We start from the raw sequence: 24,279 nt of genomic DNA, 5'->3' as shown, positions 1-24,279 counted from the left end.
GCATGCAGCTCCCCGCTCGGGCAGTAGACAGCACGGAGCCCGGCTCGGGCAGTTTGACCCGCACGGGAGCCGCCGCTCGGGCAGTAGTCGCGCATGCCCCCCGCCCAAGCAGTAGACACGCACGGAGCCCCGCCCGGGCAGTTTGACCCGCACGCAGCCCCCGCCCGGGCAGCAGCCCCAGACGGAGCCCCCGCCCGGGCAGTTCCGGAGAGGCTTCCAGGGTCGGTTCGCCGAGCTGGTCGACGCCATAGCGCCCGCCCGGGCCGACGCCATAGCCGCCCGCCCGGATCGGTTCGCCGACCTGGTCGACGCCGTAGCGGCCCGCCGCGGTCAGGGCGATGTCCGGAACGCGGTGGCGGGCACGAGGGCGGTGCGCCCGCAATGGCCTGGTCGGCGAGCCTGGCTGGTCGGCGACGGCGAGACGGCCGCTGAGCACCGGCCCGTCGCATCCCGCGGGTTCCCGTCGAGGCGGCCTCGGCCCTACTCCACGCCGATGAGGAGCAGGGCCCCCTGTCGTCCGCCCCGGTACACGACTGTGTCGACGGCGAGGTACCCCTCGCGGACCCGGCCCTCCAGACGCTCGGCGACGGCGTCGGCATCGGGGACGTCGTCGCCCAGGACCAGGGTGACCATCTCTCCCCCGGCCGAGAGCATGCGGTCGAGAACGGTCTCGGCGGTCTCGGCGACGTCCGAACCGATCACGGCCACGTCCCCGTCGATGAGACCCAGGACGTCGCCGGCCTGGCAGATGCCGGCCATCGTCCAGGACTGGCGTTCGGCGACGGTGACCTCGGCATAGCGGGTGGCCCCGGCGGCGGAGGTCATGGACACGACGTCCTCGTCGAAGCGGCGGTCCGGCTCGTGCACGGCCAGTGCCGCGATGCCCTGGACCGCCGAGCGGGTCGGGATCAGGGCCACCCGGATGCCCTCCGTGCGGACCTGCTCGGCGGCCGCCGCGGCGGTGTGGCGCAGGCCGGAGTCGTTGGGCAGCAGCACGACCTCGCGCGCGTGGGCCCGCCGCACGGCCTGGACGAGCTCGCCGCTCGCCGGCGGCTCCCCCGGGCGTGCGAGCACGGTCATCGCGCCGGCCTCGGTGTACAGCCCGGCCAGCCCCTCGCCGGGCACGACGGCCACGACGGCCCGCTGGGCACGTTCCCGGGGCGGCCGCTCGGCGCCGGTCGTGTGGACGTCGCCCGCGCCGAAGTGCGTGATGCGGATCCGGTGGGGCCGCCCGGCCTCGATGCCGGCCTCGACGGCGGCGCCCGCGTCGTCCACATGGACGTGGACGTTCCACAGCCCGTCGCCGCCGACCACGACGAGGGAGTCCCCGAGGGCGTCGAGCCGCTCCCGCAGCCGTTCCACGGCCCGGTCCCCGGCCTCCAGGAGGTAGATCACCTCGAAGGCCGGCCCTTCCTGGCCCGGCACGACGGCGGCGCTGTCGGCGCACTCGTCCAGGGCCCCGTCGACCGGTACGGAACCCGCGGCGTGGTCCACCCGTGCGTGGGCGGCCCCTGAGGGGCCGGTGCACGCACTCCCAGCCACCCCCCGCGCCCTCTCCCCCGTGAACGTCTCCACCAGGGCTCCGAGCACCGCCACCAGCCCCCGGCCCCCGGCGTCGACCACTCCGGCCCGTTCCAGGACGGGCAACTGGCCCGGGGTCGCGGCGAGGGCAGCGCTGGCTCCCTCGTAGGCCGCCCGGGCCACGGTCCCGCAGTCGCCCCGCGCACCGTCCGCGGCGTCGGCGGCGGCCGAGGCCACCGTGAGGACGGTGCCCTCCACGGGATGGGCGACGGCCCGGCGCGCGGAGTCGGCCGCCTGCCGCAGGGCGAGGCGCAGGCCCTGGCCGTCCGCGTGGGCGGGGTCGTCGTCGGCCAGCACCTGGGCCATGCCGCGCAGCAGCTGGGCGAGGATCGTCCCGGAGTTCCCGCGGGCTCCGATGAGCGCCCCGTGCGCCATCGCCCGGGCGGCGTCGGCGAGCGTCGGCCCACCGGGGCCGGACCCCGCCGCATGCCCGGCGAACACCGCCTCGACCGCAGCGACCGCCGACTCCACGGTCAGATACAGGTTGGTGCCGGTGTCGCCGTCCGCCACCGGGTAGACGTTGATCGCGTCGATCTCCTCGCGCGCCCGCCCCAGGGTCTCCAGCGCGAGACCGCACCAGGTGCGCACCGCGAGAGCATCGAAGAGTGTCTGCGGCACCTGCGCCACTAGGCCTCCCTGAGCTGCTGGGCGTGGCTCGCAGCGTAGACCCAGGGGCGGTGTTCACCGGAAGAGGGAGGGGACCGGGCCCCTGAGCTGGCATGGTAGTTTCGTTCTACGGGTGCAGCCGTTGTATGCTGCTCCGGTTGCCCGATCTGATCGGGCCTTCCCCCTGGCAACGCCACTCAGATTTCGACCGGCTTCGCAAAGCCCGAGAATCTTGATCCCGGCCTGCCGGGATCAACCGTAAGTGCATCTGAAGTCTTTGGAGTGACCCGTGGCTGCCAACTGCGACGTCTGCGGCAAGGGGCCGGGCTTCGGCAACAACATCTCGCACTCGCACCGCCGTACGCCCCGTCGCTGGAACCCGAACATCCAGCGTGTGCGTACCGTGGTGGGCGGGACGCCGAAGCGCCTGAACGCTTGCACCTCGTGCATCAAGGCCGGCAAGGTCTCGCGCTGACGCTCAGCTAGCGCGCGGCCACTGCTGGTTCGCTGCAGAGCCGGTCCACCTCTGGTGGACCGGCTCTTTGCCATGCCGGACATCAGCGGTCGATCCCCGCGCGTCAGCGCTCAGATGCCGCACCTCAGCGCTCAGGTCCCGCACCTCAGTGCTCAGCTCTCGCACATCAGCGCTCGGACCCCGCCCGGAAGCGCCAGCCGTGATCCACCGGGCCGATCCCCCCGCCGAGCGCGAAGCCGGCCGCGACGGCCCCGGTGACGTACTCCTTCGCCGCCGCCACCGCCTCCGGAACGGACTGCCCCTTGGCGAGCTGGGAGGCGATCGCCGAGGCGAGGGTGCAGCCGGTGCCGTGGGTGTGGCGGTTGTCGTGCCTGGGCGCCCGCAACCAGTGCTCCTCGGATCCGTCCGTGAGCAGATCGACGGCGTCGCCGGGCAGGTGCCCGCCCTTGATCAGCGCCCAGCGCGGTCCGTACGCGAGGACGGCCGCAGCGGCCTGCCGCATCTCCCCTTCCGACTCGACCCGTACGCCCGTGATCTGGGCCACCTCGTCGAGGTTCGGTGTGGCGACCGTGGCCACCGGCAGCAGCTTCGTACGGACGGAGTCCAGCGCGGAGGCGGCGAGCAGGGCGTCTCCGTGCTTGGAGACCCCCACCGGGTCGACCACGGCAGGGGCGTCCGTCTCCGCGATCAACTCGGCGACGGCCTCCACGAGTTCCGCGGAGGCCAGCATCCCGGTCTTGACCGCCCGGACACCGATGTCGTCGACGACGCTGCGGTACTGGGCCCGCACGGCCTCCACAGGCAGTTCCCAAGCCCCCTGCACGCCGAGGGAGTTCTGCGCGGTCACCGCCGTGACGACGCTCATGCCGTGCACGCCGAGCGCGAGCATCGTCTTGAGGTCGGCCTGGATGCCCGCGCCTCCGCCGGAGTCGGAGCCCGCCACCGTCAGGACGCCCGGGATCATGACTCTATGTCCCCGAAGTGGTCCCAGCCGCCCTTGCTGGTCCACGGTGCCCCGTCGACCGTCACCTGGGGCAGCGCCGAGGGGTTGAGGACCTCGCCGATGACCTTCCAGCGGGCGGGCAGCTTCACGTCCGGCGGGAAGGTCGCCACGATCGCGTGGTCCTCTCCCCCGGTCAGCACCCACTGCATGGGGTCGACCCCGACGGCCTGGCCGATGTCGTTCATCTGGGACGGGATGTCGATCGCCCCGGAGCGGATGTCGATCCGCACCTTGCTCGCCTCGGCGATGTGCCCGAGGTCGGCGATCAGCCCGTCGCTCACGTCGCACATCGCGGTCGCCCCGAGCCCGGCGGCGGCCGGACCCGCGTGGTACGGCGGCTCGGGCCTCCGGTGCGCCTCCACGAACGCCCGCGGCGAGCGGAACCCCCGCGACAGCACCGCGTACCCGGCGGCCGACCAGCCCAGCCAGCCGGTCACCGCGACGCGATCGCCGGGCCGGGCGCCCGCCCGCGTCACCGGCTCCTGGTTGCGCAGATCGCCGAGCGCGGTGATCGACACCATGATCGAGTCGCCGCGTACGACATCACCGCCGACCACGGCGGCGCCCGCCACCTGGCATTCGTCACGCAGGCCGTCCATCAGCTCGCTCGGCCACGTGACCGGCAGTTCGGCCGGGACGACCAGGCCGAGCAGCAGCGCGGTCGGTACGGCTCCCATGGCGGCGATGTCGGCGAGGTTCTGCGCGGCCGCCTTGCGGCCCACGTCGTAGGCCGTCGACCAGTCACGCCGGAAGTGCCGGCCCTCCACCAGGATGTCCGTGCTCGCCACGACCCTGCGGTCGGGTGCGGCCACCACGGCGGCGTCGTCGCCGGGGCCTACCCGGACCGCCGGGGTGGTGGTCAGACGGGAGGTGAGCTCCCTGATGAGCCCGAACTCACCGAGCTCACCAACAGTGCCCTTCATTGCCCTTTCTCCCCTTCTGTCCCTGTCCGTGCCCGGTCGCGAGGCATCTCAGTCCTCGCTACGGTCGAAGTGACCGGCACGTTCTGCCGGACCTGCACCTCGGCGCGCAAGACCCGGTCCCCGCAGGTCTCCCCGCGGCGAGCGGCGACGCGATACCGTGGCGTTCCTTTTCCCCACATGATCCTCGTGGCCGCCCTGGAGGTTCCGTGGTACAGGCGTACATCCTGATCCAGACGGAGGTCGGCAAGGCGTCGACCGTCGCCGAGACGATCAGCAAGATCCCTGGGGTCGTCCAGGCCGAAGACGTGACGGGACCGTACGACGTGATCGTGCGGGCGCAGGCCGACACCGTCGACGACCTCGGCCGCATGGTGGTCGCCAAGGTCCAGCAGGTGGACGGCATCACCCGCACCCTGACCTGTCCGGTCGTCCATCTGTAGCCCCCGTCTACCCTGTGCCGGTGAGCTCTTTCCGTCACCGGCACCCTTGTGTCCTCCGCGTGTACCGCCTGCCCGCTGTCGCGCTGTTGATCACTGTTGCGGGCTGCTCCTCAGCAGACGACAGCGCGTCGGCGGCGGTTCCCAGTCCGGACGCGAAGGTCGCGGAACTGTGCCGGAACCTGGACAAGGTACTGCCGGCGAAGGTGAACGGTGAGCGCCGTGAGGATCCCGAGCCCGCGTCGGCGCTGACGGCGAGCTGGGGCAGCCCGGCGATCATACTGCGCTGCGGTGTGCCGCAGCCGCCCGAGATGATCGACCCGAAGGTGGCGGAGGGGCGGGATCCGGATGCGGTCGCCGGGGGCGTGAACGGGGTCGACTGGCTGATGGAGAAGCAGGACGACGACGGGTACGTGTTCACCACCGCCAACCGTGAGGCCTACGTCGAGGTCCGGGCGCCGGAGGGCGTGGACAGTTCGAGTGTGCTGATCGATCTGGCCTCGGCCGTGAAGGAGGCGATCCCCGAGGGGATCGCCTCCTGAGCGCCGTGATGGCAACCTCGTCTTGAGTCTGCGGGCCGTGCGTGGCTGGTCGCGCAGTTCCCCGGCGCCCCTTGAGAGTCGGGTCAGCGCAGGCCCGTCGACCGCCGCAGTGCCGCCCGCACCAGCAGGTCGATCAGCTCCGGGTAGCTCACCCCGCTCGCCTGCCACATCTGCGGATACATCGAGATGGGCGTGAAGCCGGGCATCGTGTTGATCTCGTTGATCACGAACTCGCCGTCCTCGGTGAGGAAGAAGTCCGCGCGGACCAGGCCCTCGCAGGACGCCGCCTCGAACGCGTCGACCGCCAGGCGCTGGACCTCGGCCGTCTCCTCGGGAGTGAGGGGGGCCGGGACGAGACCCGGGGTGGAGTCGATGTACTTGGCCTCGAAGTCGTAGTACGCCTGCGCCTCGGGCGGGGGGATCTCCGCGGGGAGGGAGGCCCGGGGGCCGTCCTCGAACTCCAGGACACCGCACTCGATCTCACGGCCGCGCAGCGCGGCCTCCACGAGGATCTTGGGATCGTGCCGCCGGGCCTCGGCGATCGCCTCGTCGAGGCCGGAGAGGTCGTCGACCTTGGTGATGCCGATCGAGGAACCGGCCCGTGAGGGCTTCACGAACAGCGGCCAGCCGTGCTCGCCGGCGAAGTCGACGATCTTCTTGCGGGCGGCGGCCTCGTCGCGCTCCCACTCGCGCGGGCGGATCACCACGTACGGGCCCACCTTCAGCCCGAAGGAGGTGAACACCCGCTTCATGTACTCCTTGTCCTGGCCCACGGCCGAGGCGAGCACGCCCGAACCCACGTACGGGACGCCGGAGAGCTCCAGAAGACCCTGCAGAGTGCCGTCCTCGCCGTAGGGGCCGTGCAGCACCGGGAAGACCACGTCGACCTCGCCGAGGGCCTTGGGCACCGATCCCGGCTCGCTGTAGACGACTTCGCGGCTGGCGGGGTCGACGGGGAGGATCACCGCGCCCTCGGCGGACTCGGCGAGCAGGTCGACGCTCGGCGGGCGCCGGTCGACGATCGCCATCCGCTCCGGTTCGTCCGCAGTGAGCGCCCAACGCCCGTCCTGCGTGATGCCGATCGGCAGGACGTCGTACTTCGTCCGGTCGATGGCCTTGAGGACGGCGCCGGCCGTGACCACGGAGATCCCGTGTTCGGAGCTGCGCCCGCCGAACACGACGGCCACACGCGGCTTGCGAGGCGGCTGCTCGGGGCTCTGGGGGAGGTTCTCGGTGCTCATATCGCGTTGAGGGTACCCGTTGGTAGGGCCCGCAGTAAGCGCCGTCGGTCTCGCGTCGCTCAGCGTCGTTCCGGCTTCGCGCTGCGCGACATCAGCTCCTTGAGGGCCACCACCGGGGGCTTGCCCTCGTGCACGATGTCGACGACGGTCTCCGTGATCGGCATGTCGACGCCGTGCCTGCGGGCCAGATCGAGCACCGACTCACAGGACTTGACGCCCTCGGCGGTCTGCTTGGTGACGGCGATGGTCTCCTGCAGGGTCATGCCCTTGCCGAGGTTGGTGCCGAAGGTGTGGTTGCGCGACAGCGGCGAGGAGCAGGTGGCCACCAGGTCGCCCAGGCCCGCGAGTCCGGAGAAGGTCAGCGGGTCGGCGCCGAGTGCCATACCGAGCCGGGTGGTCTCGGCGAGGCCGCGGGTGATGAGCGAGCCCTTGGCGTTGTCGCCGAGTCCCATGCCGTCCGCGATGCCCACGGCGAGGCCGATGACGTTCTTCACGGCTCCGCCCAGTTCGCAGCCCACCACGTCCGTATTGGTGTACGGACGGAAGTACGGCGTGTGGCAGGCGGTCTGGAGCCGCTGCGCCACGGCCTCGTCGGTGCAGGCGACCACGGCCGCGGCCGGCATCCGCGCGGCGATCTCCCGGGCCAGGTTGGGCCCCGTCACCACGGCGATCCGGTCCGGGCCGACCTTGGCGACGTCGTCGATGACCTCGCTCATCCGCATCGCGGAGCCGAGCTCGACGCCCTTCATCAGCGACACGAGGACCGTGTCGGGGGCCAGCAGGGGGCTCCAGTCGGCGAGGTTGCCGCGCAGGGTCTGCGAGGGCACCGACAGGACCGTGAAGTCGGCGTCCGCCGCGGCCTGCGCGGGATCGGCGGTGGCCCGCACGTTCTCCGGGAGCTCGACGCCCGGGAAGTAGTCGGGATTGGTCCGCGAGGAGTTGATCGCCTCCACGACCTCCGGGCGGCGCGCCCACAGGGTGACCTCGCACCCCGCGTCGGCGAGCACCATGCCGAAGGCCGTACCCCACGAACCGGCGCTCAGGACCGCCGCCTTGACCGGCTTGCTCACTTGCCCAGCCCCTCTTCCTGCACGGTCTGCCCGGACTTCTGGTGCGTCTGCGTCTGCGTCTGTGTTTGCGTCTGTGTCTGCGTGCGGCGCCGCTGCTCGACCCGCTCCCGGCGCGGGTCGTACGGCGTCTCGGGCGCCTTCTCGCCGCGGATCAGCTCCAGCTGACCGGTGACGGCGGCCATGATGACCTCCGTGGCCTCCTTCAGCAGATCCGCGGTCATCTCCCGGTCGTAGAACCGCGCGAGGTCCACGGGCGGCCCGGCGAGCACGCGGTGCGTCTTGCGCGGCAGAAGGTGCGGCTTCTTCGCGTACGGCGGCAGCAGCTCGTTGCAGCCCCACTGGGCCACGGGGATCACCGGGCACTTGGTCTGCAGCGCGACCCGCGCGGCCCCGGTCTTGCCGGTCATGGGCCAGCCGTCCGGGTCGCGGGTGAGGGTGCCCTCGGGATAGAAGGCGACGCATTCCCCGCGGTCCACGGCCTCGATCGCGGCCCGGAAAGCGCTCAGCGCGTCCGTGCTCTCGCGGTAGACGGGGATCTGCCCGGTGCCCCGCATCGCGGCCCCGACGAATCCCTTCCTGAAAAGCCCGCTCTTCGCGAGGAATCGCGGGACGCGCCCGGTGTTGTACTGAAAGTGCGCGTAACCGAAGGGGTCGATGTGCGAATTGTGGTTCACCGCAGTGATAAATCCACCCTCGGTCGGAATGTTCTCCATTCCACGCCAGTCCCGCTTGAGCAGAACCACCAGCGGCGGTTTGCAGATCACCGCGGCGAAGCGGTACCAGAAGCCGATTCTGCGGCGGGGCACGCGGACACCTTCCTCTAGGGCGTGAAGCCGGGGCCACGGGGCCCGCACAAGTGTCGCCCCAGGCCGCCGGTCTGTCGAGAACACCGTACGCCCCGGCACGCCGCCCACCCGATGCCCCGGGTGACAATGACCGTGACAAGAGGAGGACGGAACACCCGTGCAGTGGACCCTGGTCGTACCCCTGAAGCCCCTGGCCCAGGCCAAGAGCAGGCTTGCGGACACCGCGGACGACGGGCTGCGGCCGGACCTGGCGCTGGCCTTCGCCCAGGACACGGTGGCGGCCGCGCTGGCCTGCCCGGCGGTGGGGGATGTGGCAGTCGTCACGGACGACGCCCGTGCGGGCCGCGAGCTGGCGGCACTGGGCGCCGCGATCGTTCCCGACGAGCCGGGCGGCGGCCTCAACGCCGCCCTCGCACACGCGACGCGGGTCGTACGGTCGGCCCGTCCGGCCCGTGCCGTGGCCGCGCTCAACGCCGATCTGCCGGCCCTGCGCCCCACGGAATTGTCCCGGGTACTCGATGCGGCCGCTGAATTCCCGCGCGCGTTTCTCCCGGACGCGGCCGCAATCGGCACAACTCTGCTGACCGCCGCTCCGGGCCGTGAATTGCGCCCGGCCTTCGGCACGGATTCCAGGGCCCGGCACCGTGCCACCGGCGCCGTGGAACTACCGCTCACCGCGGTGGATTCCGTACGCCAGGACGTGGACACCGGCGAGGACCTGCGCAGCGCACTGGCCCTGGGAGTCGGCCCTCATACGGCCGCGGCCGCCGCGCGATTGCTGATACCCGGGCAGTAGGCTGCGGCCATGCAGGCGACCGCGTACACGTACGACCCCGAAAGCCGCAGCGGGCAGGTGCTTCTGGACGACGGCACCCCACTGCCCTTCGACGCGGCCGCGTTCGACGCGGGGGGCCTCAGACTGCTGCGCGCGGGCCAGCGGGTGCGCATCGAGGTGGAGGGCGCGAAGGACGCGCCCCGGATCACTCTGGTGACCCTGCAGACCCTCTGACCACTCCTTGAACACGCCGCGGGCCGGACTCCGTGCGGAGTCCGGCCCGGCGCGTGAGTACTCCAGCGCCCTTACTTCTTGCGGGCGGTGGTCTTCTTGGCGGTGGTCTTGCGCGCCGTCGACTTCTTGGCGGGCGCCTTCTTGGCCGTGGCCTTCTTCGCCGGGGCCTTCTTCGCGGTGGTCTTCTTCGCGGCGGTGGTCTTGGACGTCGCCGTGGTCTTCTTGGCGGGCGCCTTCTTCGCCGTGGTCTTCTTGGCGGCCGCGGTCTTCGTGGTGGCCTTCTTCGCCGTCGTCTTCTTGGCGGTGGTCTTCTTGGCGGCGGCCGACTTCGTGGTCGCCTTCTTCGCGGCGGCCTTCTTGACCGTCGCGCCGGCACCGCCGGTCAGGCTGCCCTTCGGCGCCTTCTTGACGGAGACCTCGCCGCCGCGGGGGAGCTTCTTCGAGCCGCTGACCAGGTCCTTGAAGCCCTGACCGGCACGGAAGCGCGGAACGGAGGTCTTCTTGACCCGAACACGCTCGCCCGTCTGCGGGTTACGGGCGTACCGGGCCGGACGGTCGACCTTCTCGAACGAACCGAAGCCGGTGACCGAGACCCGCTCACCCGAGACGACCGCGCGGACGATGGCGTCCAGTACATGGTCGACGGCATCGGCGGCCTGCTGGCGGCCGCCCATCTTGTCGGCAATCGCTTCTACGAGCTGCGCCTTGTTCACGTCTTCCCCTTCGGAGACATCGCCAGAACGAAAGTGTTCAAGCTTTTTCGCACGTTAGGCAGATATATACCGCAAATCAAACACGAAACGGGCTTATCACCCTTGTGCCGCAACGAACTCGATGGTGTCGCGGGGTTCAGCGTTCCTCGTCGGGGATTCGTCCCTCGTCGAGGTCCACGGAGAACCGCTCCAGCCGCCTTGCCGCGTCGGCGAGATCGTGCTTGGCCGCGGCCGTAATGACCAGCAGCTTCCGGGTCAGCGCCATCCGTACGCCCTCCGGGACTTGCAGTGCGCGCACCTTTGTGTGCGCTTCCTTGAGTTGGTCCGCGACTGCCGCATAGAGCTCGAGTTGGCCGTCGTGTTCCATGCACAGATTGTGCCATCTGGGGCGAGTTGTCGCCTGCGCAGGGGACAACTGACGCCTCAAACGGCCTCCCGGGCACACGTGGAAGTCACGGCTGTACCCCTCGCGTACCCCAGCAACCACCGGTATAACGCGGGAAGTTGGCAGCCGAACAGGGGGTGGGCAGGGCCGTTCGGGTGCAGACACAGCTGTACCCCCGATCGGGCTGATCGGGGGTACAGAGGGGGTGTTGCGGTGGCCGAAAGTCGCCTTGTCCAGAGGCGGCGGGCCGTGCCTGGGGTCAGACCGGGAGGGTCTGCGGCTTGAACGCCGGGCGCTTCGCCTCGTACGCGGAGATGTCCGCCTCGTTCCGCAGGGTGATCGAGATGTCGTCGAGGCCGTTCAACAGCCGCCAGCGGGAGTTCTCGTCCAGCTCGAAGGGGGCGGTGATGCCCTCGGCGCGCACCTCGCGGCTCTCCAGATCGACGGTGATCTCGGCCTGCGGGTCCTTCTCGGTGAGCTCCCACAGCGCGTCCACGGTCTTCTGCTCCAGAACGACCGTGAGCAGGCCGTTCTTGAGCGAGTTGCCGCGGAAGATGTCGGCGAAGCGGGAGGAGATCACGGCCTTGAAGCCGTAGTTCTGCAGCGCCCAGACGGCGTGCTCACGCGAGGAGCCGGTGCCGAAGTCGGGGCCGGCGACAAGCACGGTCGCGCCCTTGCGCTCGCTCTGGTTGAGCACGAAGGTCTCGTCCTTGCGCCAGGCCTCGAACAGCCCGTCCTCGAACCCGTCGCGCGTGACCTTCTTGAGCCAGTGGGCGGGGATGATCTGGTCGGTGTCGACGTTGGAGCGGCGCAGCGGGACCGCCCGGCCGGTGTGGGTGGTGAAGGCTTCCATGAGTGATCAGACTCCAGCGGGCGTGGGGGCGTCGGCGGACAGGTCGGCCGGGGAGGCCAGGTGGCCCAGGACGGCGGTGGCGGCCGCGACCTGCGGGGACACCAGGTGGGTGCGGCCACCCTTGCCCTGCCGGCCCTCGAAGTTGCGGTTGGAGGTGGACGCGGAGCGCTCACCGGGGGCCAGCTGGTCGGGGTTCATGCCCAGGCACATCGAGCAGCCCGCGTGCCGCCATTCGGCGCCGGCCTCCTTGAACACCACGTCCAGGCCCTCGGAGACGGCCTGCAGACCGACCCGCGCGGAGCCCGGGACGACCAGCATCCGTACACCGTCGGCGACTTTGCGGTCCTTGAGCAGTTCGGCCGCGGCGCGCAGGTCCTCGATGCGGCCGTTGGTGCACGAGCCTACGAAGACGGTGTCCACCTTGATGGAACGCAGCGGCTGTCCGGCCTCCAACCCCATGTACTCCAGGGCCTTTTCGGCGGCGAAGCGCTCCGATGCGTCTTCGTACGAAGCGGGATCGGGGACGGACGCCGAAAGCGGTGCGCCCTGCCCGGGGTTGGTACCCCAGGTGACGAACGGCGACAGCGCGGCGGCGTCGATGACGACCTCGGCGTCGAACACCGCGTCCTCATCCGTACGCAGCGTCTTCCAGTACTCCACCGCCGCGTCCCAGTCGGCGCCCTCAGGGGCGTGCGGACGGCCCTTGAGGTAGGCGAAGGTCGTCTCGTCCGGGGCGATCATGCCCGCGCGGGCCCCGGCCTCGATCGACATGTTGCAGATGGTCATCCGCGCTTCCATCGACAGCTTCTCGATGGCCTCGCCGCGGTACTCCAGGACATAGCCCTGCCCGCCGCCCGTGCCGATCTTCGCGATGATCGCCAGGATCAGGTCCTTGGCGGTGACGCCGTCGGGCAGTTCACCCTCGACCGTGATCGCCATGGTCTTCGGGCGGGACATCGGCAGGGTCTGGGTGGCCAGCACGTGCTCCACCTGGGAGGTGCCGATGCCGAACGCCAGCGCGCCGAAAGCGCCGTGCGTGGAGGTGTGGGAGTCACCGCACACCACGGTGGTGCCGGGCTGGGTCAGACCCAGCTGCGGGCCCACCACGTGCACGACTCCCTGCTCGACGTCGCCCAGCGGGTGCAGGCGCACCCCGAAGTCGGCGGCGTTCTTGCGCAGCGTCTCCAGCTGGACCCGGGAGACCGGGTCCGCGATCGGCTTGTCGATGTCCAGGGTCGGGGTGTTGTGGTCCTCGGTCGCGATGGTGAGGTCCAGCCGGCGCACGGTACGGCCGCTCTTGCGCAGACCGTCGAACGCCTGCGGGCTGGTCACCTCGTGCAGCAGGTGCAGATCGATGAAGAGAAGGTCGGGCTCGCCCTCCGCGCGCCGGACGACATGGTCGTCCCAGACTTTCTCCGCGAGTGTCCTACCCATCGCTGTTCCCTCCGGTCGGCTACGGTCCGCCGACCCAACTAGAGATCTTGAGGAGGCGGTGCCCGTACCCCTGATCCCGGGCACGCACCACCAGGCCCTTACGTCACGGGCCGTTGTGACTTCGTGATTCCAGGGTGGCGCGTTCCACGGAAATTTGAACTTGCGTTTCACAGAGTGAGACGCAAGTATCGTTTCATGGACAACAGTAGCGGCGTCGGCGTTCTGGACAAGGCGGCCCTCGTCCTGAGCGCTCTGGAGTCCGGTCCGGCCACCCTCGCGGGTCTGGTCGGTGCCACCGGACTGGCACGACCCACGGCCCACCGCCTGGCCGTGGCCCTTGAACACCACCGCATGGTGGCGCGCGACATGCAGGGCCGTTTCATTCTCGGCCCTCGCCTGGCAGAGCTTGCGGCGGCCGCGGGTGAGGACCGTCTCCTCGCCACCGCCGGTCCGGTGCTCACGCACCTTCGGGACATCACGGGCGAGAGCGCGCAGCTCTATCGCCGCCAGGGCGACATGCGCATCTGCGTCGCCGCTGCGGAGCGCCTGTCCGGCCTGCGGGACACGGTCCCGGTCGGTTCGACGCTCACGATGAAGGCCGGCTCCTCGGCTCAGATCCTGATGGCCTGGGAGGAACCGGAGCGGCTGCACCGCGGCCTGCAGGGGGCGCGCTTCACGGCGACGGCCCTGTCGGGTGTGCGGCGGCGGGGCTGGGCGCAGTCGATCGGTGAGCGGGAGCCGGGCGTCGCGTCGGTGTCCGCGCCGGTGCGGGGGCCGTCGAACCGTGTGGTGGCGGCGGTGTCGGTGTCCGGGCCGATCGAGCGGCTGAGCCGCCACCCTGGCCGTATGCACGCCCAGGCCGTGATCGATGCCGCGGGGCGCCTCTCCGAGGCGTTGCGGCGTACCGGCTGAAGCGACCAGACGTTTCGGGGAGGGCTCGCCTCAACGCCGCGGCAGGCTGTCCCCGACTCAGCGCCAGGGCAGGGACCGTTTCGTCGTCGAGTGCGGGCCGTCAGGTGGTTGTTCGCGCAGTTCCCCGCGGCCCTGTGGCATACGCAGAAGGCCCCTCACCGAAGTGAGGGGCCTTCTGCGATGTGTACCCCCGACCGGATTCGAACCGGCGCTACCGCCTTGAGAGGGCGGCGTGCTAGGCCGCTACACAACGGGGGCCTGGACACTGCGTTTCCGCAGGTCCGAGCTGGTCTACCTGGACTCGAACCAAGACTAACTGAACCAGAATCAGCCGTGCTGCCAATTACACCATAGACCAATGTGGTTTAGACCAGTCAGTACCCCCGACCGGATTCGAACCGGCGCTACCGCCTTGAGAGGGCGGCGTGCTAGGCCGCTACACAACGGGGGCCCTAGCAGTTCCGAGATGATCGTCGATCGCTCGGAACCAGTACCCCCGACCGGATTCGAACCGGCGCTACTGCCTTGAGAGGGCAGCGTGCTAGGCCGCTACACAACGGGGGCGATGCAGATGAGCTCTGCGAGCTGGCCTACCTGGACTCGAACCAAGACTAACTGAACCAGAATCAGTCGTGCTGCCAATTACACCATAGGCCACTGGAACGCAAGCCCCCGCAGGGGTTTTGTTCTAGTTGTGCGCCTGGGGTTCCGGCCTTCCGGCCCGCTCCCGCGGCGCAGGAAGAACATTACCCGAAGGTGGACGGGGCTCCAAAACGAGTATCCGGGCCGAGCAGGGACGGCAGTTCGGCGAGGGAGGCGATGCGGTGGGGCCCGACGGGCGGGTCGACCGTCGCGTACAGACCACCGCGGTCGATCCACACCGACAGCAGTCCGGCGTCGGCGGCACCCCGGCCGTCGATCTCCGGGTGGTCGCCGACGTAGGCGACCTGGTGCGGCGGCAACCCGAGGAATTCGCAGGCGGCGAGGAACGCCCCGGCCTCGGGCTTGGAGATGCCGAGCTCGGCCGCGCACAGGATGGTCTCGAAGCGGTCGTGGACGCCGAGGGCGCGCAGCTTGCGGTCCTGGACGTGAAGGCTGGAGTTGGAGAGCACGGCGTGCCGGTGGCTGGCGTCGAGGACGGGCAGGACGTCCGGGAAGAGGGACCAGACCGCCTCGTAGTGGGTGATGTACCGCTGGAACCACGCGTCGGCCTCGGCGTCGGTGAACTCCCGGCCCAGGAAGATCCGCACCCGGTCGCGCCGCTGGTCCTCGAAGGTGGCCTCGCCGGCCGCGAAGCGTGCCCACTGCAGGTGGGTGACCTCCCGCCAGTGCTCGATGGCCTGCTCGACGCCGTCGTAACGGTCGAGCAGGCCCTCGGCCGTGAGGTGGGCGCGCATACCGAGGCGGTCGGCGGTGGTGTAGTCGAAGAGGGTGTCGTCGACGTCCCAGACCACGGCTTGGATGCTCATGCTCCGACCGTACCCACCGCGTTCCGCCCTCAGCCCGCCCTTCAGGTCCCGGAGATGCCCTCGCCGTACCGGGTGGTGCTACGCGGCCAGCTTCGCCAGCGCCGCGTCGATCCTGGCCAGGGTGGTCTCCTTGCCGAGGACCTCAAGGGACTCGAACAGCGGCAGCCCGACCGTGCGGCCGGTGACGGCCACGCGCACGGGGGCCTGGGCCTTGCCGAGCTTCAGGCCGTGGGCCTCACCGGCGGAAAGGACGGCCTCCTTGAGCGACTCGGCGGAGGTCCAGTCGGCGGCCTCCAGCTTCTCGCGGGCCGTGCGCAGCAAAGCGTCCGAGCCCTCCTTCATCGCCTTCGTCCAGCTGGCCTCGTCCTCCACCGGCTCCGGCAGGAAGAGGAAGTCGACGTTGTCGGTGATCTCGGAGAGCACCTTGAGGCGGGTCTGGGCGTGCGGCGCGATGGCCTGCCACTTGGCCTCGTCGAAGGCCTCCGGGGCCCAGGGGGCGAACGGCGCCTGGAGCCATGGGCGGCAGCGCTCCGTGAAGTCCTTCACGTCCAGCAGGCGGATGTGGTCGCCGTTGATCGCTTCGCACTTCTTGAGGTCGAAGCGGGCCGGGTTCGGGTTCACGTCGGAGATCTCGAAGGCGGCGATCATCTCGTCGACCGAGAAGACGTCCTGGTCGGCCGAGAGGGACCAGCCGAGCAGGGAGAGGTAGTTGAGCAGGCCCTCGGGGAGGAAGCCGCGCTCCCGGTAGAGGTTGAGGGCGGACTGCGGGTCGCGCTTGGAGAGCTTCTTGTTGCCCTCGCCCATCACGTACGGCAGGTGGCCGAAGGACGGGATCTCCTTGGCGACGCCCAGCTCGATCAGCGCCTTGTACAGGGCGATCTGGCGCGGGGTGGAGGAGAGCAGGTCCTCGCCGCGCAGGACGTGGGTGATCTCCATCAGGGCGTCGTCGACCGGGTTGACCAGGGTGTACAGCGGGGCCCCGTTGGCACGGACGATCCCGAAGTCCGGGACGTTCTCCGGGGTGAAGGTCAGCTCGCCGCGGACCAGGTCGGTGAAGGTGATCGTCTCGTCGGGCATCCGGAAACGGACGATCGGCTCCCGGCCCTGGGCCTGGTACTCCTCGACCTGGGCGGCGGTCAGCTCGCGGCAGTGGCCGTCGTAGCCGGAGGGCTTGCCGGCGGCGCGGGCGGCCTCGCGGCGGGTGTCCAGCTCGTCCTGGGAGCAGTAGCAGCGGTAGGCGTGGCCGGCGTCGAGCAGCTTCTGCGCGACGTCCTTGTACAGGTCCATGCGCTGCGACTGGCGGTACGGCTCGTGCGGGCCGCCGACCTCGGGGCCCTCGTCCCAGTCGAAGCCCAGCCAGCGCATCGAGTCGAGCAGCTGGGTGTACGACTCCTCGGAGTCGCGGGCGGCGTCGGTGTCCTCGATGCGGAAGACCAGGGTGCCCTGGTGGTGCTTGGCGAACGCCCAGTTGAACAGGGCGGTGCGCACCAGGCCCACGTGCGGGTTACCGGTGGGCGACGGACAGAAACGGACGCGTACAGGAGAGCCGGGTGCGCTAGCCACGCTTGACAACCTTGTTGGTGAGAGTGCCGATGCCTTCGATGGTGACGGCGACCTCGTCGCCGACGTTCAGGGGGCCGACCCCAGCCGGGGTGCCCGTGAGGATCACGTCGCCGGGGAGCAGCGTCATGGCCTCGGAGATGTTGACGATCAGATCCTCGACGGAGTGGATCATCTCGCTGGTCCGGCCCAGCTGGCGCTGCCGGCCGTTGACCGTGAGCTGGATGGTGAGGTCGCTCGCGTCCAGGTCCGTCTCCACCCAGGGGCCGAGCGGGCAGGAGCTGTCGAAGCCCTTGGCCCGGGCCCACTGCTTCTCGCGCCTCTGCACGTCGCGGGCGGTGATGTCGTTGGCGCAGGTGTAGCCGAAGATGACGTCCTTGACGCGCTCACGCGGGACCTCGCGGCACATCCGGCCGATCACGACGGCCAGCTCGGCCTCGTGGTGCACCTCCTCGGAGAAGGAGGGGTACTGGATCTCGTCGCCCGGTCCGATCACCGAGGTGGACGGCTTGAAGAAGGCGAAGGGGGCGTCGGGCACCTCGTTGCCCAGCTCGCGGGCGTGCTCCGCGTAGTTGCGGCCGAAGGCCACGACCTTGTTGGGCAGCACCGGCGGCAGCAGCCTGACCTTGCCGACCGGCACCTTGGTACCGGAGAGCTCGAAGTCCGCGAACGGGATGCCCTTGATGATGTCCAGGACGAGTTCGTCCTGCTTGTCGCCCTCGATGGCGCCGAAGGCGACGTTCCCGTCGATGGAGAACCTGGCGATGCGCACGGGATGCTTGGCCCCTTGACTGAAGCGGCTGGAGTCTGACGGTCCAGGCTAACGCGGGGAGGCCTTCCCGCCCCGCGCATTGTGAAGGGGCGCCCCGTCGCTCGGGGCGCCCCTCGGAAATCCGTGCCCTGCCGTCATGAGCATCCGGCGGCCGGCACGCGTACTACCAGGTGTCATTCCGCGGCGGCGGCCGCGACGGGGATCTCCATGAGGATGGTGCGCTTGGGGTTTGCGGTCTGGGCCGGGAGGTCGACGGGGTGCTCCGGCTGTTCCGGCGTCTGCAGTTCGTCGGCGTCGTCCAAGTGAGCCAGCGTCGTGCGTCGCGGGTTGGCGATCTTGTGGAACATCGTCGTCTTCACTGTTTACTTGACCCTGTCCTGTGACGGGCGCCGGGAGGGTGTGGGAAACCTCCGTACGGGCGCGGGTTGTCGGTTGTGCCATCGCTGTAAAGCGTCAGGCTAAACATGCGATTCCCCGGCCCGTTCGTGCGAAGGCCATGATCGGCATGTGAGTTTCCTCACGAACCAGAGGGCGAATCGGTCAATCCGGACTCGCACCTCAGGGTGACGAAATGGACATTGGCTCACTGAAGCCCTCATTCCGCTCCTGATCATGGCGACTGGGACACCCGGCACCGCTCGGCGACTCGCGGACTTACGCCCGAAATGGGCGAACTCGCCTTCCACGACCGGTGATCCGGCACTCACGTGGTGTCACCTACATCACGGCTCGGCCTACGGGCCTTGTTGGAGATCCTGTGCTGTGCTGGAATCTCACGGACCGCCGCAGGATCGAGCCGGCGCACAGGGGGCGCACAGTCGCGCCGAGTGGCGGCGAGAAGGGGGAGCCAGCGCCGGTCACTCAAGACCACCACGGGGGCGTTTTCAGGGCGTCCCCAGAACGCCGACACCGTGTCCCGCCGTTCAGACGACGGGGTGCCTGGTCCAGAGGTTGCGACGCTAGTGCAGGGACGTTTCAAGAGGGATGGCAACGCTTCGGCGGAGCCGGAGCCGCGCGGCGGGACTGGCCCCATGACTGGCGGCCCCTCGCCCCAGCACGCCCAGAACCAGGGCCCGGCCGGTGACGGCGGTGAGCGCTCGGGGCGCCCCGGCACGTCGACCCCCTCGGGGTCCGCGGGCCCTTCCCCGGCGCTGAAGCCGCCGACGGGTCCGACCGGCCCCGGGCCGCGAATAGCCCTGCGCAACTGGCGCATCTCGACGCGACTGGTGTCGCTGCTCGCCCTCCCGGTGGTCGCGGCCACCTCGCTGGGCGCACTGCGTATCAACCAGTCCATGGACGACATCCAGCAGCTCGACAACATGAAGCTGCTGACGGACATGACCAAGCAGGCCACCGAGCTGTCGGCCGCGCTCCAGGAAGAGCGCGACCAGTCGGCCGGCCCGCTCGCGCACGGCGGCAAGGCGACCGACTTCGCGGTCAAGGGGCTTCGCGAGAAGACCGACCGGGCGAGGAAGAACTTCCTCGACAGTTCCGAGGAGATCGACGGCGCCAGCAAGGACGGCAACCTCAAGGGCGTCCGCGAGTACCTCGTCCAGCTCGCCGGCGAGCTGGGTGACCTGGAGCAGATCCGCAAGGGTGCCTACGCCTCCGAGGGCAACTCCACGCAGACGGTCGAGGCGTACCACCGCCTGATCGAGAACCTGATCGACCTCTCCCAGGACATGGCCGAGGCGACCAGCAACCCGGACATGATCCAGCGCACGCGTGCGCTCGCGGCGTTCTCCTCCGCCAAGGAGTACTCCTCGATCCAGCGCGCGGCCCTGGCCGCGGCACTGCCCGCGAGCAACACCACGACCGGCAAGCTCTCGCCGAACGACCGGCTCTACGCCGAGTCGGCCCTGGAGAGCCAGAACTCCGAGATCCGCAGCTTCAAGAGCATCTACGGCGAGGACGCCGCCGCCGAGCTGCTGAAGCCGATCGAGGACGGCGGCAACTCCACGATCAAGGCGACCGACACCTACGCGGGCCGCGCCCTGGTCTCCGCGAGCGGTCTCGCCCAGCAGGACAAGCGGTCCTACCGCGACTGGCTGGACGACAGCTCCACCAAGATCCAGCAGATGAAGAACATCGAGCACACACTGCTCGAGGAGATGGAGCAGAAGGCCCGCGAGCTGCGCAGCGCCACCGAGCGCGACGCGATCATCTCCGGTGCCCTGATCCTGATCGTGCTGGGTGTGTCGCTGGTCGGCGCCTTCGTCGTGGCGCGGTCCATGATCCGCTCGCTGCGCCGGCTGGAGGACACCGCGACCAAGGTCGCCTCCGACCGCCTGCCCGAGCTGGTCAAGCAGCTGTCCGAGTCCGACCCGCAGGACGTCGACACGTCCGTGGAGTCGGTCGGTGTGCACTCCCGGGACGAGATCGGCCGAGTGGCCGCGGCCTTCGACGACGTGCACCGCGAGGCGGTCCGCCTCGCCGCCGAGCAGGCCCTGCTCCGGGGCAACGTCAACGCGATGTTCACCAACCTCTCGCGCCGCTCCCAGGGCCTGATCCAGCGCCAGCTGTCGCTCATCTCCGAACTGGAGTCCCGCGAGGCCGACCCGGACCAGCTGTCCTCGCTGTTCAAGCTCGACCACCTCGCGACCCGCATGCGCCGTAACGGTGAGAACCTCCTCGTCCTCGCGGGCGAGGAGCCCGGCCGCCGCTGGACCCGTCCGGTGCCGCTGGTCGACGTGCTCCGCGCCGCCGCGTCCGAGGTGGAGCAGTACGAGCGCATCGAACTGGCCTCGGTGCCGACCACCGAAGTCGCCGGCCGGGTCGTCAACGACCTCGTGCACCTCCTCGCCGAGCTGCTGGAGAACGCGACCTCGTTCTCCTCGCCGCAGACCAAGGTCAAGGTCACCGGTCACGCGCTGCCCGACGGCCGGGTGCTGATCGAGATCCACGACACCGGTATCGGTCTGTCGCCGGAGGACCTCGCGGCGATCAACGAGCGGCTCGCCTCTCCCCCGACGGTGGACGTCTCCGTCTCCCGCCGCATGGGTCTGTTCGTGGTCGGCCGCCTGTCCCAGCGGCACGGCATCCGCATCCAGCTGCGCCCGTCCGACTCCGGTGGTACGACCGCGCTGGTCATGCTGCCCGTCGACGTCGCCCAGGGCGGCAGGAAGCCCCAGCCCAAGCAGCCCGGTCAGCCGCCGGTCGGTGGTGGTCCCGCCGCCGCGCAGGCCGCCGCCGGTGCGGCCGCGGCCCGGCGTGCCGCCGGTTCCGGACAGGGCGGCGGTGCCCTCGGGGCCGGTGCGTCCGGCGGTGCCTTCGGTGGCGCCGGCGGTGGCCGGCTCGCTCCCGGTCAGAGCCCGCGGGCCGCGCTGCCCGGGCGCGACGGGGACGGTGGCCGTCCCGGAGGCCAGGGCGGTGCGCGTGGACCGCAGGGTCCCGGCCCGTCGTCGTTCGAGCAGAGTGGCCCCCCGCAGGGCCGTCCCGCTCCGACCGGTGCCGGGTTCGGTCAGCAGGCGCCGGGCGCCCCGCAGGGTCTGCAGGCCGCGGGCACCAACGGGCCGCAGCAGGGCCAGGACGCCTTCGGCGGTGGCCGGAGCCGGAAGAAGCAGGGCGGCAACGGCGAGCAGGGCAAGGGCCGCAGGCCCCAGCTGCCGCCGCGCGGTGGTCCGCGTGCCGAGCTGCCCGGTGGTGATGCGCAGCAGCGCGTGCCGAGCTGGAGCGACGAGAACGCCCAGCCGCCGGTGCCGCGTGCTTCGCTGGACGCCCCCCGTGGCCACGAGGAGCAGCCGGACGTCTCCCGTGCGTCCTCGCTGCCGCGCGTCGACGACCGCCAGGGTCCCGGCGCGACGGCGGAGATGCCGGCCGTGCCGCGTGACGACGACCGGCAGGGTCTCGGCTCACCGGCCGACTTCGGCGCCGCCCAGCACGCGGACCCGTTCGGTCCCGGTGCGAACACACAGCAGGGCCAGGGGCAGGGTTCGTTCGTCCGCCCGGACGTCTTCGGCACGCCGGGCGGCCGACGCGACTCGTCCACATCGGGCCAGTACCCGGCGCCGCAGTCCTACGACAACGGCTCGACCGGCCAGTACCCGGCGCCCCGCCAGGACAACGGCTCCACCGGTCAGTACCCGGCCCCGCGTCAGGACAACGGCTCGACCGGCCAGTACCAGACGCCCCGCCAGGACAACGGCTCCACCGGCCAGTACCCCGCACCGCGCCAGGACAACGGCTCCGGGCGGCCCACCCTCCCGGGTCCGGCCACGTCGGCCGACCCCGCGGGCACGGGCCGGTTCGAGCAGCCGCAGGTCAACGGCGGCCGGGGTCCTGCCGACTTCGGCGCCCCGCGTCCGCCCGCCCCCCAGGCCCGGCCCGTCCGGCAGGAGCCCGAGGCCCTGCCGCCGGCGTCCGGTCCGGGCGACGGTCGCACGCCGCTGTACGACACGCTGGAAACCAACTGGTTCCACGGCCAGCAGGAGCAGCAGCCGCAGAACAACGGCTCCGCTCCGGCCGCCCCGCAGCAACCGCAGGGACCCACCGGTCCGCAGCGGTCCACCGCCCCCGCCGGGTGGCGTACCTCGCCGAACGACGACCTCGTCCGCCAGGCCGAGCGAGTCCGCCAGCCCGCCGCGGGTGGTGTCACCACCTCCGGCCTGCCGCGCCGGGTGCCCCGGGCGAACCTCGTCCCGGGCACGGCACAGCAGCAAACCCAGCAGAGCGGTCCTCAGATCTCGCGTGCGCCCGATGACGTGCGCGGCCGGCTGACCAATCTCCGTCGGGGAATCGCACAGGGTCGTCAGGCCGGGTCCACCCAGACCGGCAGCCACCCACGGCCCACTCACCAGCAGGAGCGTTAGTTGAGTCCGATGAGCCAGGCGGCACAGAATCTCAACTGGTTGATCACCAACTTCGTGGACAACACCCCCGGGGTGTCCCACACCGTCGTCGTGTCCGCCGACGGTCTCCTCCTGGCGCTGTCGGAGGGTTTCCCGCGCGACCGCGCCGACCAGCTCGCGGCCGTCGCCTCGGGTCTGACGTCGCTGACGGCAGGCGCCTCAAGGATCTTCGAGGGCGGTGAGGTGGCGCAGACGGTCGTGGAGATGGAGCGAGGGTTCCTGTTCCTCATGTCCGTCTCGGACGGCTCGTCCCTGGCCGTACTCGCCCACCCCGAGTGCGACATCGGCCTCGTCGGCTACGAGATGGCGCTCCTGGTCGACCGCGCGGGCGCGGTCCTCACCCCCGACCTGCGAGCCGAACTCCAAGGCAGTCTGCTCCACTGATCGGCCCGGCACCACCCGTCTCACCCCATCACCGTCCGGCTGCCACACACCCCACACAGGCCCCGTCAGACGGCTTGCTGACCGAGTTGCTGTCCCGCCCGGAGGACCCATGACCCCGCCCACCGCCTCTCATGATCCGTACGCGGAGCCGTACGAGGACGAGGGCGACCAGCCGCTGGTACGGCCGTATGCCATGACCGGCGGCCGGACCCGGCCGCGCTACCAGCTGGCCATCGAGGCACTGATCAGCACGACCGCCGACCCCGCCGCGCTCATGGGGCTGCTCCCGGAGCACCAGCGGATCTGCCACCTCTGCCGTGAGGTGAAGTCGGTGGCCGAGGTCTCGGCGCTGCTGAACATGCCGCTGGGTGTGGCCCGGATCCTGGTCGCGGACCTCGCCGAGGCCGGTCTCGTCGCGATCCACCAGCCGGGCGGCGACGACGCCACCGGTGCACCGGACGTGACACTGCTCGAAAGGGTGCTCAGTGGACTTCGCAAGCTCTGACCAGGGTCGATCCACCACCTCCGCGAAGATAGTGGTGGCGGGTGGCTTCGGCGTGGGCAAGACCACGTTCGTGGGCGCCGTCTCGGAGATCAACCCGCTGCGGACCGAGGCCGTGATGACCTCGGCCAGCGCGGGCATCGACGACCTGACCCACACCGGGGACAAGACCACCACCACGGTGGCCATGGACTTCGGCCGTATCACCCTGGACCAGGACCTGATCCTGTACCTCTTCGGTACGCCGGGCCAGGACCGCTTCTGGTTCATGTGGGACGACCTGGTGCGCGGCGCCATCGGCGCGGTGGTGCTCGTGGACACCCGGCGCCTGGCCGACTGCTTCCCGGCCGTCGACTACTTCGAGAACTCGGGTCTGCCGTTCGTCGTGGCCCTCAACGGCTTCGACGGCCAGCAGCCCTACCAGCCCGAAGAGGTCCGGGAGGCGCTTCAGATCGGACCGGACACGCCGATCATCACGACGGACGCCCGGCACCGGGCCGATGCGAAGAGTGCCCTGATCACGCTGGTCGAGCACGCTCTGATGGCACGGCTGAGGTAGCACTCAATTCTGGAGCGCCATACGGCAGTTGTCGTAGATACACCGGAGCCGACTGTGTCCTTTGACACGGTCGGCCAAGGTGTTCATAACGTTTCGGCAGAGGAATCTGGTGGTACGGCCACGCGTCGCGCACATCCGGTCTCGCTGCGCTCACAACGGCCCCGCCTTTTGGCGGGGCTCGTTCTTTATGACCGTT

24 protein-coding genes and 5 tRNA genes are annotated in these 24,279 nt (G+C 70.4%); 10 read left to right on the top strand and 19 right to left on the bottom strand.

The annotated features are described in order from the left end of the window. Window positions 1-480: 480 nt before the first annotated feature. Complete coding sequence (locus ACFY9S_RS23870) at window positions 481-2,208, bottom strand: DAK2 domain-containing protein (RefSeq protein ID WP_391131753.1); 1,728 nt, start codon at window positions 2,206-2,208, stop codon at window positions 481-483. A 268-nt stretch (window positions 2,209-2,476) separates the two neighbouring features. Here ACFY9S_RS23870 and rpmB point away from each other — a divergent pair, with 268 nt between their 5' ends. Next, window positions 2,477-2,662, top strand: coding sequence for a 50S ribosomal protein L28 (gene rpmB, locus ACFY9S_RS23865; protein ID WP_102913572.1), 186 nt, complete (start codon window positions 2,477-2,479; stop codon window positions 2,660-2,662). Between the two features lie 166 nt (window positions 2,663-2,828). Here the strand turns inward: rpmB and thiD are convergent, their stop codons facing one another. Continuing rightward, a complete protein-coding gene (thiD, locus tag ACFY9S_RS23860; protein ID WP_391131751.1) occupies window positions 2,829-3,626 on the bottom strand; it encodes a bifunctional hydroxymethylpyrimidine kinase/phosphomethylpyrimidine kinase in 798 nt (265 codons plus the stop codon). Beyond that, window positions 3,623-4,588 (bottom strand): thiamine-phosphate kinase, encoded by a 966-nt coding sequence (locus ACFY9S_RS23855; protein ID WP_033313188.1) that lies wholly within the window; start codon window positions 4,586-4,588, stop codon window positions 3,623-3,625. The genes thiD and ACFY9S_RS23855 overlap by 4 nt, the downstream gene beginning before the upstream one ends. Before the next feature lie 206 nt (window positions 4,589-4,794). On the opposite strand from ACFY9S_RS23855, the gene ACFY9S_RS23850 reads away from it, so the two are divergent. Together ACFY9S_RS23850 and ACFY9S_RS23845 are read left to right on the top strand one after the other, a co-directional pair. Continuing rightward, a complete protein-coding gene (locus tag ACFY9S_RS23850; protein ID WP_037677600.1) occupies window positions 4,795-5,028 on the top strand; it encodes an Lrp/AsnC family transcriptional regulator in 234 nt (77 codons plus the stop codon). Window positions 5,029-5,048: 20 nt separating this feature from the next. Further along, window positions 5,049-5,567: a DUF3515 family protein gene (locus ACFY9S_RS23845; RefSeq protein ID WP_391131749.1), complete on the top strand. Its 519-nt coding sequence runs from the start codon at window positions 5,049-5,051 to the stop codon at window positions 5,565-5,567. Window positions 5,568-5,650: 83 nt separating this feature from the next. On the opposite strand, the gene ACFY9S_RS23840 is transcribed toward ACFY9S_RS23845, so the two are convergent. From ACFY9S_RS23840 to ACFY9S_RS23830, 3 genes are read right to left on the bottom strand one after another with little or no spacing between them, the layout of a single operon-like run. Then, on the bottom strand, window positions 5,651-6,808 hold the full coding sequence (locus tag ACFY9S_RS23840) for a D-alanine--D-alanine ligase family protein (RefSeq protein ID WP_355831928.1): 1,158 nt from the start codon (window positions 6,806-6,808) through the stop codon (window positions 5,651-5,653). A gap of 59 nt (window positions 6,809-6,867) precedes the next feature. After that, window positions 6,868-7,878: an NAD(P)H-dependent glycerol-3-phosphate dehydrogenase gene (locus tag ACFY9S_RS23835; protein ID WP_102910821.1), complete on the bottom strand. Its 1,011-nt coding sequence runs from the start codon at window positions 7,876-7,878 to the stop codon at window positions 6,868-6,870. Continuing rightward, window positions 7,875-8,684 carry a 1-acyl-sn-glycerol-3-phosphate acyltransferase gene (locus ACFY9S_RS23830; protein ID WP_391131746.1) on the bottom strand — a complete coding sequence of 270 codons (810 nt, stop codon included), beginning with the start codon at window positions 8,682-8,684 and terminating at the stop codon, window positions 7,875-7,877. Before ACFY9S_RS23830 ends, ACFY9S_RS23835 begins: the two co-directional genes overlap by 4 nt. A 157-nt stretch (window positions 8,685-8,841) precedes the next feature. Here ACFY9S_RS23830 and cofC point away from each other — a divergent pair, with 157 nt between their 5' ends. Then, a complete protein-coding gene (cofC, locus tag ACFY9S_RS23825) occupies window positions 8,842-9,480 on the top strand; it encodes a 2-phospho-L-lactate guanylyltransferase (protein WP_391131744.1) in 639 nt (212 codons plus the stop codon). Between the two features lie 9 nt (window positions 9,481-9,489). After that, entirely contained in the window at window positions 9,490-9,693 is a 204-nt protein-coding gene (locus ACFY9S_RS23820) for a hypothetical protein (RefSeq protein WP_102910824.1), read from the top strand. A 71-nt stretch (window positions 9,694-9,764) separates the two neighbouring features. Here the strand turns inward: ACFY9S_RS23820 and ACFY9S_RS23815 are convergent, their stop codons facing one another. The 4 genes from ACFY9S_RS23815 to leuC form a co-directional block, all read right to left on the bottom strand. Beyond that, a complete protein-coding gene (locus tag ACFY9S_RS23815; RefSeq protein WP_030851950.1) occupies window positions 9,765-10,406 on the bottom strand; it encodes an HU family DNA-binding protein in 642 nt (213 codons plus the stop codon). Window positions 10,407-10,542: 136 nt separating this feature from the next. Further along, window positions 10,543-10,773, bottom strand: a complete 231-nt coding sequence (locus ACFY9S_RS23810; RefSeq protein ID WP_391131742.1) for a hypothetical protein — start codon at window positions 10,771-10,773, stop codon at window positions 10,543-10,545. Between the two features lie 277 nt (window positions 10,774-11,050). Further along, entirely contained in the window at window positions 11,051-11,644 is a 594-nt protein-coding gene (leuD, locus tag ACFY9S_RS23805; protein WP_391131740.1) for a 3-isopropylmalate dehydratase small subunit, read from the bottom strand. A gap of 6 nt (window positions 11,645-11,650) precedes the next feature. Continuing rightward, window positions 11,651-13,078: a 3-isopropylmalate dehydratase large subunit gene (leuC, locus tag ACFY9S_RS23800; RefSeq protein ID WP_391131738.1), complete on the bottom strand. Its 1,428-nt coding sequence runs from the start codon at window positions 13,076-13,078 to the stop codon at window positions 11,651-11,653. Between the two features lie 195 nt (window positions 13,079-13,273). Between leuC and ndgR the strand changes: the two genes are divergently transcribed. After that, window positions 13,274-13,990: an IclR family transcriptional regulator NdgR gene (gene ndgR / locus ACFY9S_RS23795; protein ID WP_102910828.1), complete on the top strand. Its 717-nt coding sequence runs from the start codon at window positions 13,274-13,276 to the stop codon at window positions 13,988-13,990. A 185-nt stretch (window positions 13,991-14,175) separates the two neighbouring features. On the opposite strand, the gene ACFY9S_RS23790 is transcribed toward ndgR, so the two are convergent. From ACFY9S_RS23790 to ACFY9S_RS23750, 9 genes are all read right to left on the bottom strand, one after another. Continuing rightward, a tRNA-Glu gene (locus ACFY9S_RS23790) sits at window positions 14,176-14,248 on the bottom strand. A gap of 28 nt (window positions 14,249-14,276) precedes the next feature. Next, window positions 14,277-14,348 (bottom strand) — tRNA-Gln (locus ACFY9S_RS23785). Between the two features lie 20 nt (window positions 14,349-14,368). Next, a tRNA-Glu gene (locus tag ACFY9S_RS23780) sits at window positions 14,369-14,441 on the bottom strand. A 40-nt stretch (window positions 14,442-14,481) separates the two neighbouring features. Beyond that, window positions 14,482-14,554: transfer RNA gene (locus tag ACFY9S_RS23775), tRNA-Glu, on the bottom strand. Between the two features lie 21 nt (window positions 14,555-14,575). Next, window positions 14,576-14,647, bottom strand: a tRNA-Gln gene (locus tag ACFY9S_RS23770). Between the two features lie 89 nt (window positions 14,648-14,736). Further along, window positions 14,737-15,459, bottom strand: a complete 723-nt coding sequence (locus ACFY9S_RS23765; protein WP_391131736.1) for an HAD-IA family hydrolase — start codon at window positions 15,457-15,459, stop codon at window positions 14,737-14,739. 78 nt (window positions 15,460-15,537) lie between these two features. Beyond that, window positions 15,538-17,022 carry a glutamate--tRNA ligase gene (gene gltX, locus ACFY9S_RS23760; protein WP_391131734.1) on the bottom strand — a complete coding sequence of 495 codons (1,485 nt, stop codon included), beginning with the start codon at window positions 17,020-17,022 and terminating at the stop codon, window positions 15,538-15,540. Next, the gene (locus ACFY9S_RS23755) at window positions 17,015-17,791 is read right to left on the bottom strand and encodes a fumarylacetoacetate hydrolase family protein (RefSeq protein ID WP_391131732.1); all 777 of its coding nucleotides are present in this window, start codon (window positions 17,789-17,791) and stop codon (window positions 17,015-17,017) included. The genes gltX and ACFY9S_RS23755 overlap by 8 nt, the downstream gene beginning before the upstream one ends. A gap of 173 nt (window positions 17,792-17,964) precedes the next feature. After that, window positions 17,965-18,138, bottom strand: a complete 174-nt coding sequence (locus ACFY9S_RS23750) for a hypothetical protein (protein WP_102910832.1) — start codon at window positions 18,136-18,138, stop codon at window positions 17,965-17,967. 615 nt (window positions 18,139-18,753) lie between these two features. Here ACFY9S_RS23750 and ACFY9S_RS23745 point away from each other — a divergent pair. From ACFY9S_RS23745 to ACFY9S_RS23730, 4 genes are all read left to right on the top strand, one after another. Continuing rightward, the gene (locus ACFY9S_RS23745; protein ID WP_391131730.1) at window positions 18,754-22,599 is read left to right on the top strand and encodes a nitrate- and nitrite sensing domain-containing protein; all 3,846 of its coding nucleotides are present in this window, start codon (window positions 18,754-18,756) and stop codon (window positions 22,597-22,599) included. A 9-nt stretch (window positions 22,600-22,608) separates the two neighbouring features. Continuing rightward, window positions 22,609-23,022 carry a roadblock/LC7 domain-containing protein gene (locus ACFY9S_RS23740; protein WP_031138073.1) on the top strand — a complete coding sequence of 138 codons (414 nt, stop codon included), beginning with the start codon at window positions 22,609-22,611 and terminating at the stop codon, window positions 23,020-23,022. A gap of 109 nt (window positions 23,023-23,131) precedes the next feature. Continuing rightward, window positions 23,132-23,527: a DUF742 domain-containing protein gene (locus tag ACFY9S_RS23735; RefSeq protein WP_030851927.1), complete on the top strand. Its 396-nt coding sequence runs from the start codon at window positions 23,132-23,134 to the stop codon at window positions 23,525-23,527. Then, the gene (locus ACFY9S_RS23730) at window positions 23,508-24,083 is read left to right on the top strand and encodes an ATP/GTP-binding protein (protein ID WP_102911445.1); all 576 of its coding nucleotides are present in this window, start codon (window positions 23,508-23,510) and stop codon (window positions 24,081-24,083) included. The genes ACFY9S_RS23735 and ACFY9S_RS23730 overlap by 20 nt, the downstream gene beginning before the upstream one ends. Window positions 24,084-24,279: the final 196 nt, after the last annotated feature.

The organism is Streptomyces sp. NPDC012474, from assembly GCF_042955185.1.
GTDB classification, from domain to species: Bacteria; Actinomycetota; Actinomycetes; order Streptomycetales; family Streptomycetaceae; genus Streptomyces; species Streptomyces cahuitamycinicus.
Note: the sequence above shows the minus strand (reverse complement) of the source record. Positions and strands in the feature narration are given on the sequence as shown.

Excerpts from the sequence above, each read along its gene's own strand:
- ACFY9S_RS23810 (WP_391131742.1), bottom strand. The coding sequence starts at position 10,773 with ATGGAACACGACGGCCAACTCGAGCTCTATGCGGCAGTCGCGGACCAA.
- ACFY9S_RS23820 (WP_102910824.1), top strand. The coding sequence starts at position 9,490 with ATGCAGGCGACCGCGTACACGTACGACCCCGAAAGCCGCAGCGGGCAG.
- leuC (WP_391131738.1), bottom strand. The coding sequence starts at position 13,078 with ATGGGTAGGACACTCGCGGAGAAAGTCTGGGACGACCATGTCGTCCGG.
- thiD (WP_391131751.1), bottom strand. The coding sequence starts at position 3,626 with ATGATCCCGGGCGTCCTGACGGTGGCGGGCTCCGACTCCGGCGGAGGC.
- ndgR (WP_102910828.1), top strand. The coding sequence starts at position 13,274 with ATGGACAACAGTAGCGGCGTCGGCGTTCTGGACAAGGCGGCCCTCGTC.
- ACFY9S_RS23855 (WP_033313188.1), bottom strand. The coding sequence starts at position 4,588 with ATGAAGGGCACTGTTGGTGAGCTCGGTGAGTTCGGGCTCATCAGGGAG.
- ACFY9S_RS23740 (WP_031138073.1), top strand. The coding sequence starts at position 22,609 with ATGAGCCAGGCGGCACAGAATCTCAACTGGTTGATCACCAACTTCGTG.
- ACFY9S_RS23750 (WP_102910832.1), bottom strand. The coding sequence starts at position 18,138 with ATGTTCCACAAGATCGCCAACCCGCGACGCACGACGCTGGCTCACTTG.
- ACFY9S_RS23840 (WP_355831928.1), bottom strand. The coding sequence starts at position 6,808 with ATGAGCACCGAGAACCTCCCCCAGAGCCCCGAGCAGCCGCCTCGCAAG.
- leuD (WP_391131740.1), bottom strand. The coding sequence starts at position 11,644 with ATGGAAGCCTTCACCACCCACACCGGCCGGGCGGTCCCGCTGCGCCGC.
- ACFY9S_RS23735 (WP_030851927.1), top strand. The coding sequence starts at position 23,132 with ATGACCCCGCCCACCGCCTCTCATGATCCGTACGCGGAGCCGTACGAG.
- ACFY9S_RS23765 (WP_391131736.1), bottom strand. The coding sequence starts at position 15,459 with ATGAGCATCCAAGCCGTGGTCTGGGACGTCGACGACACCCTCTTCGAC.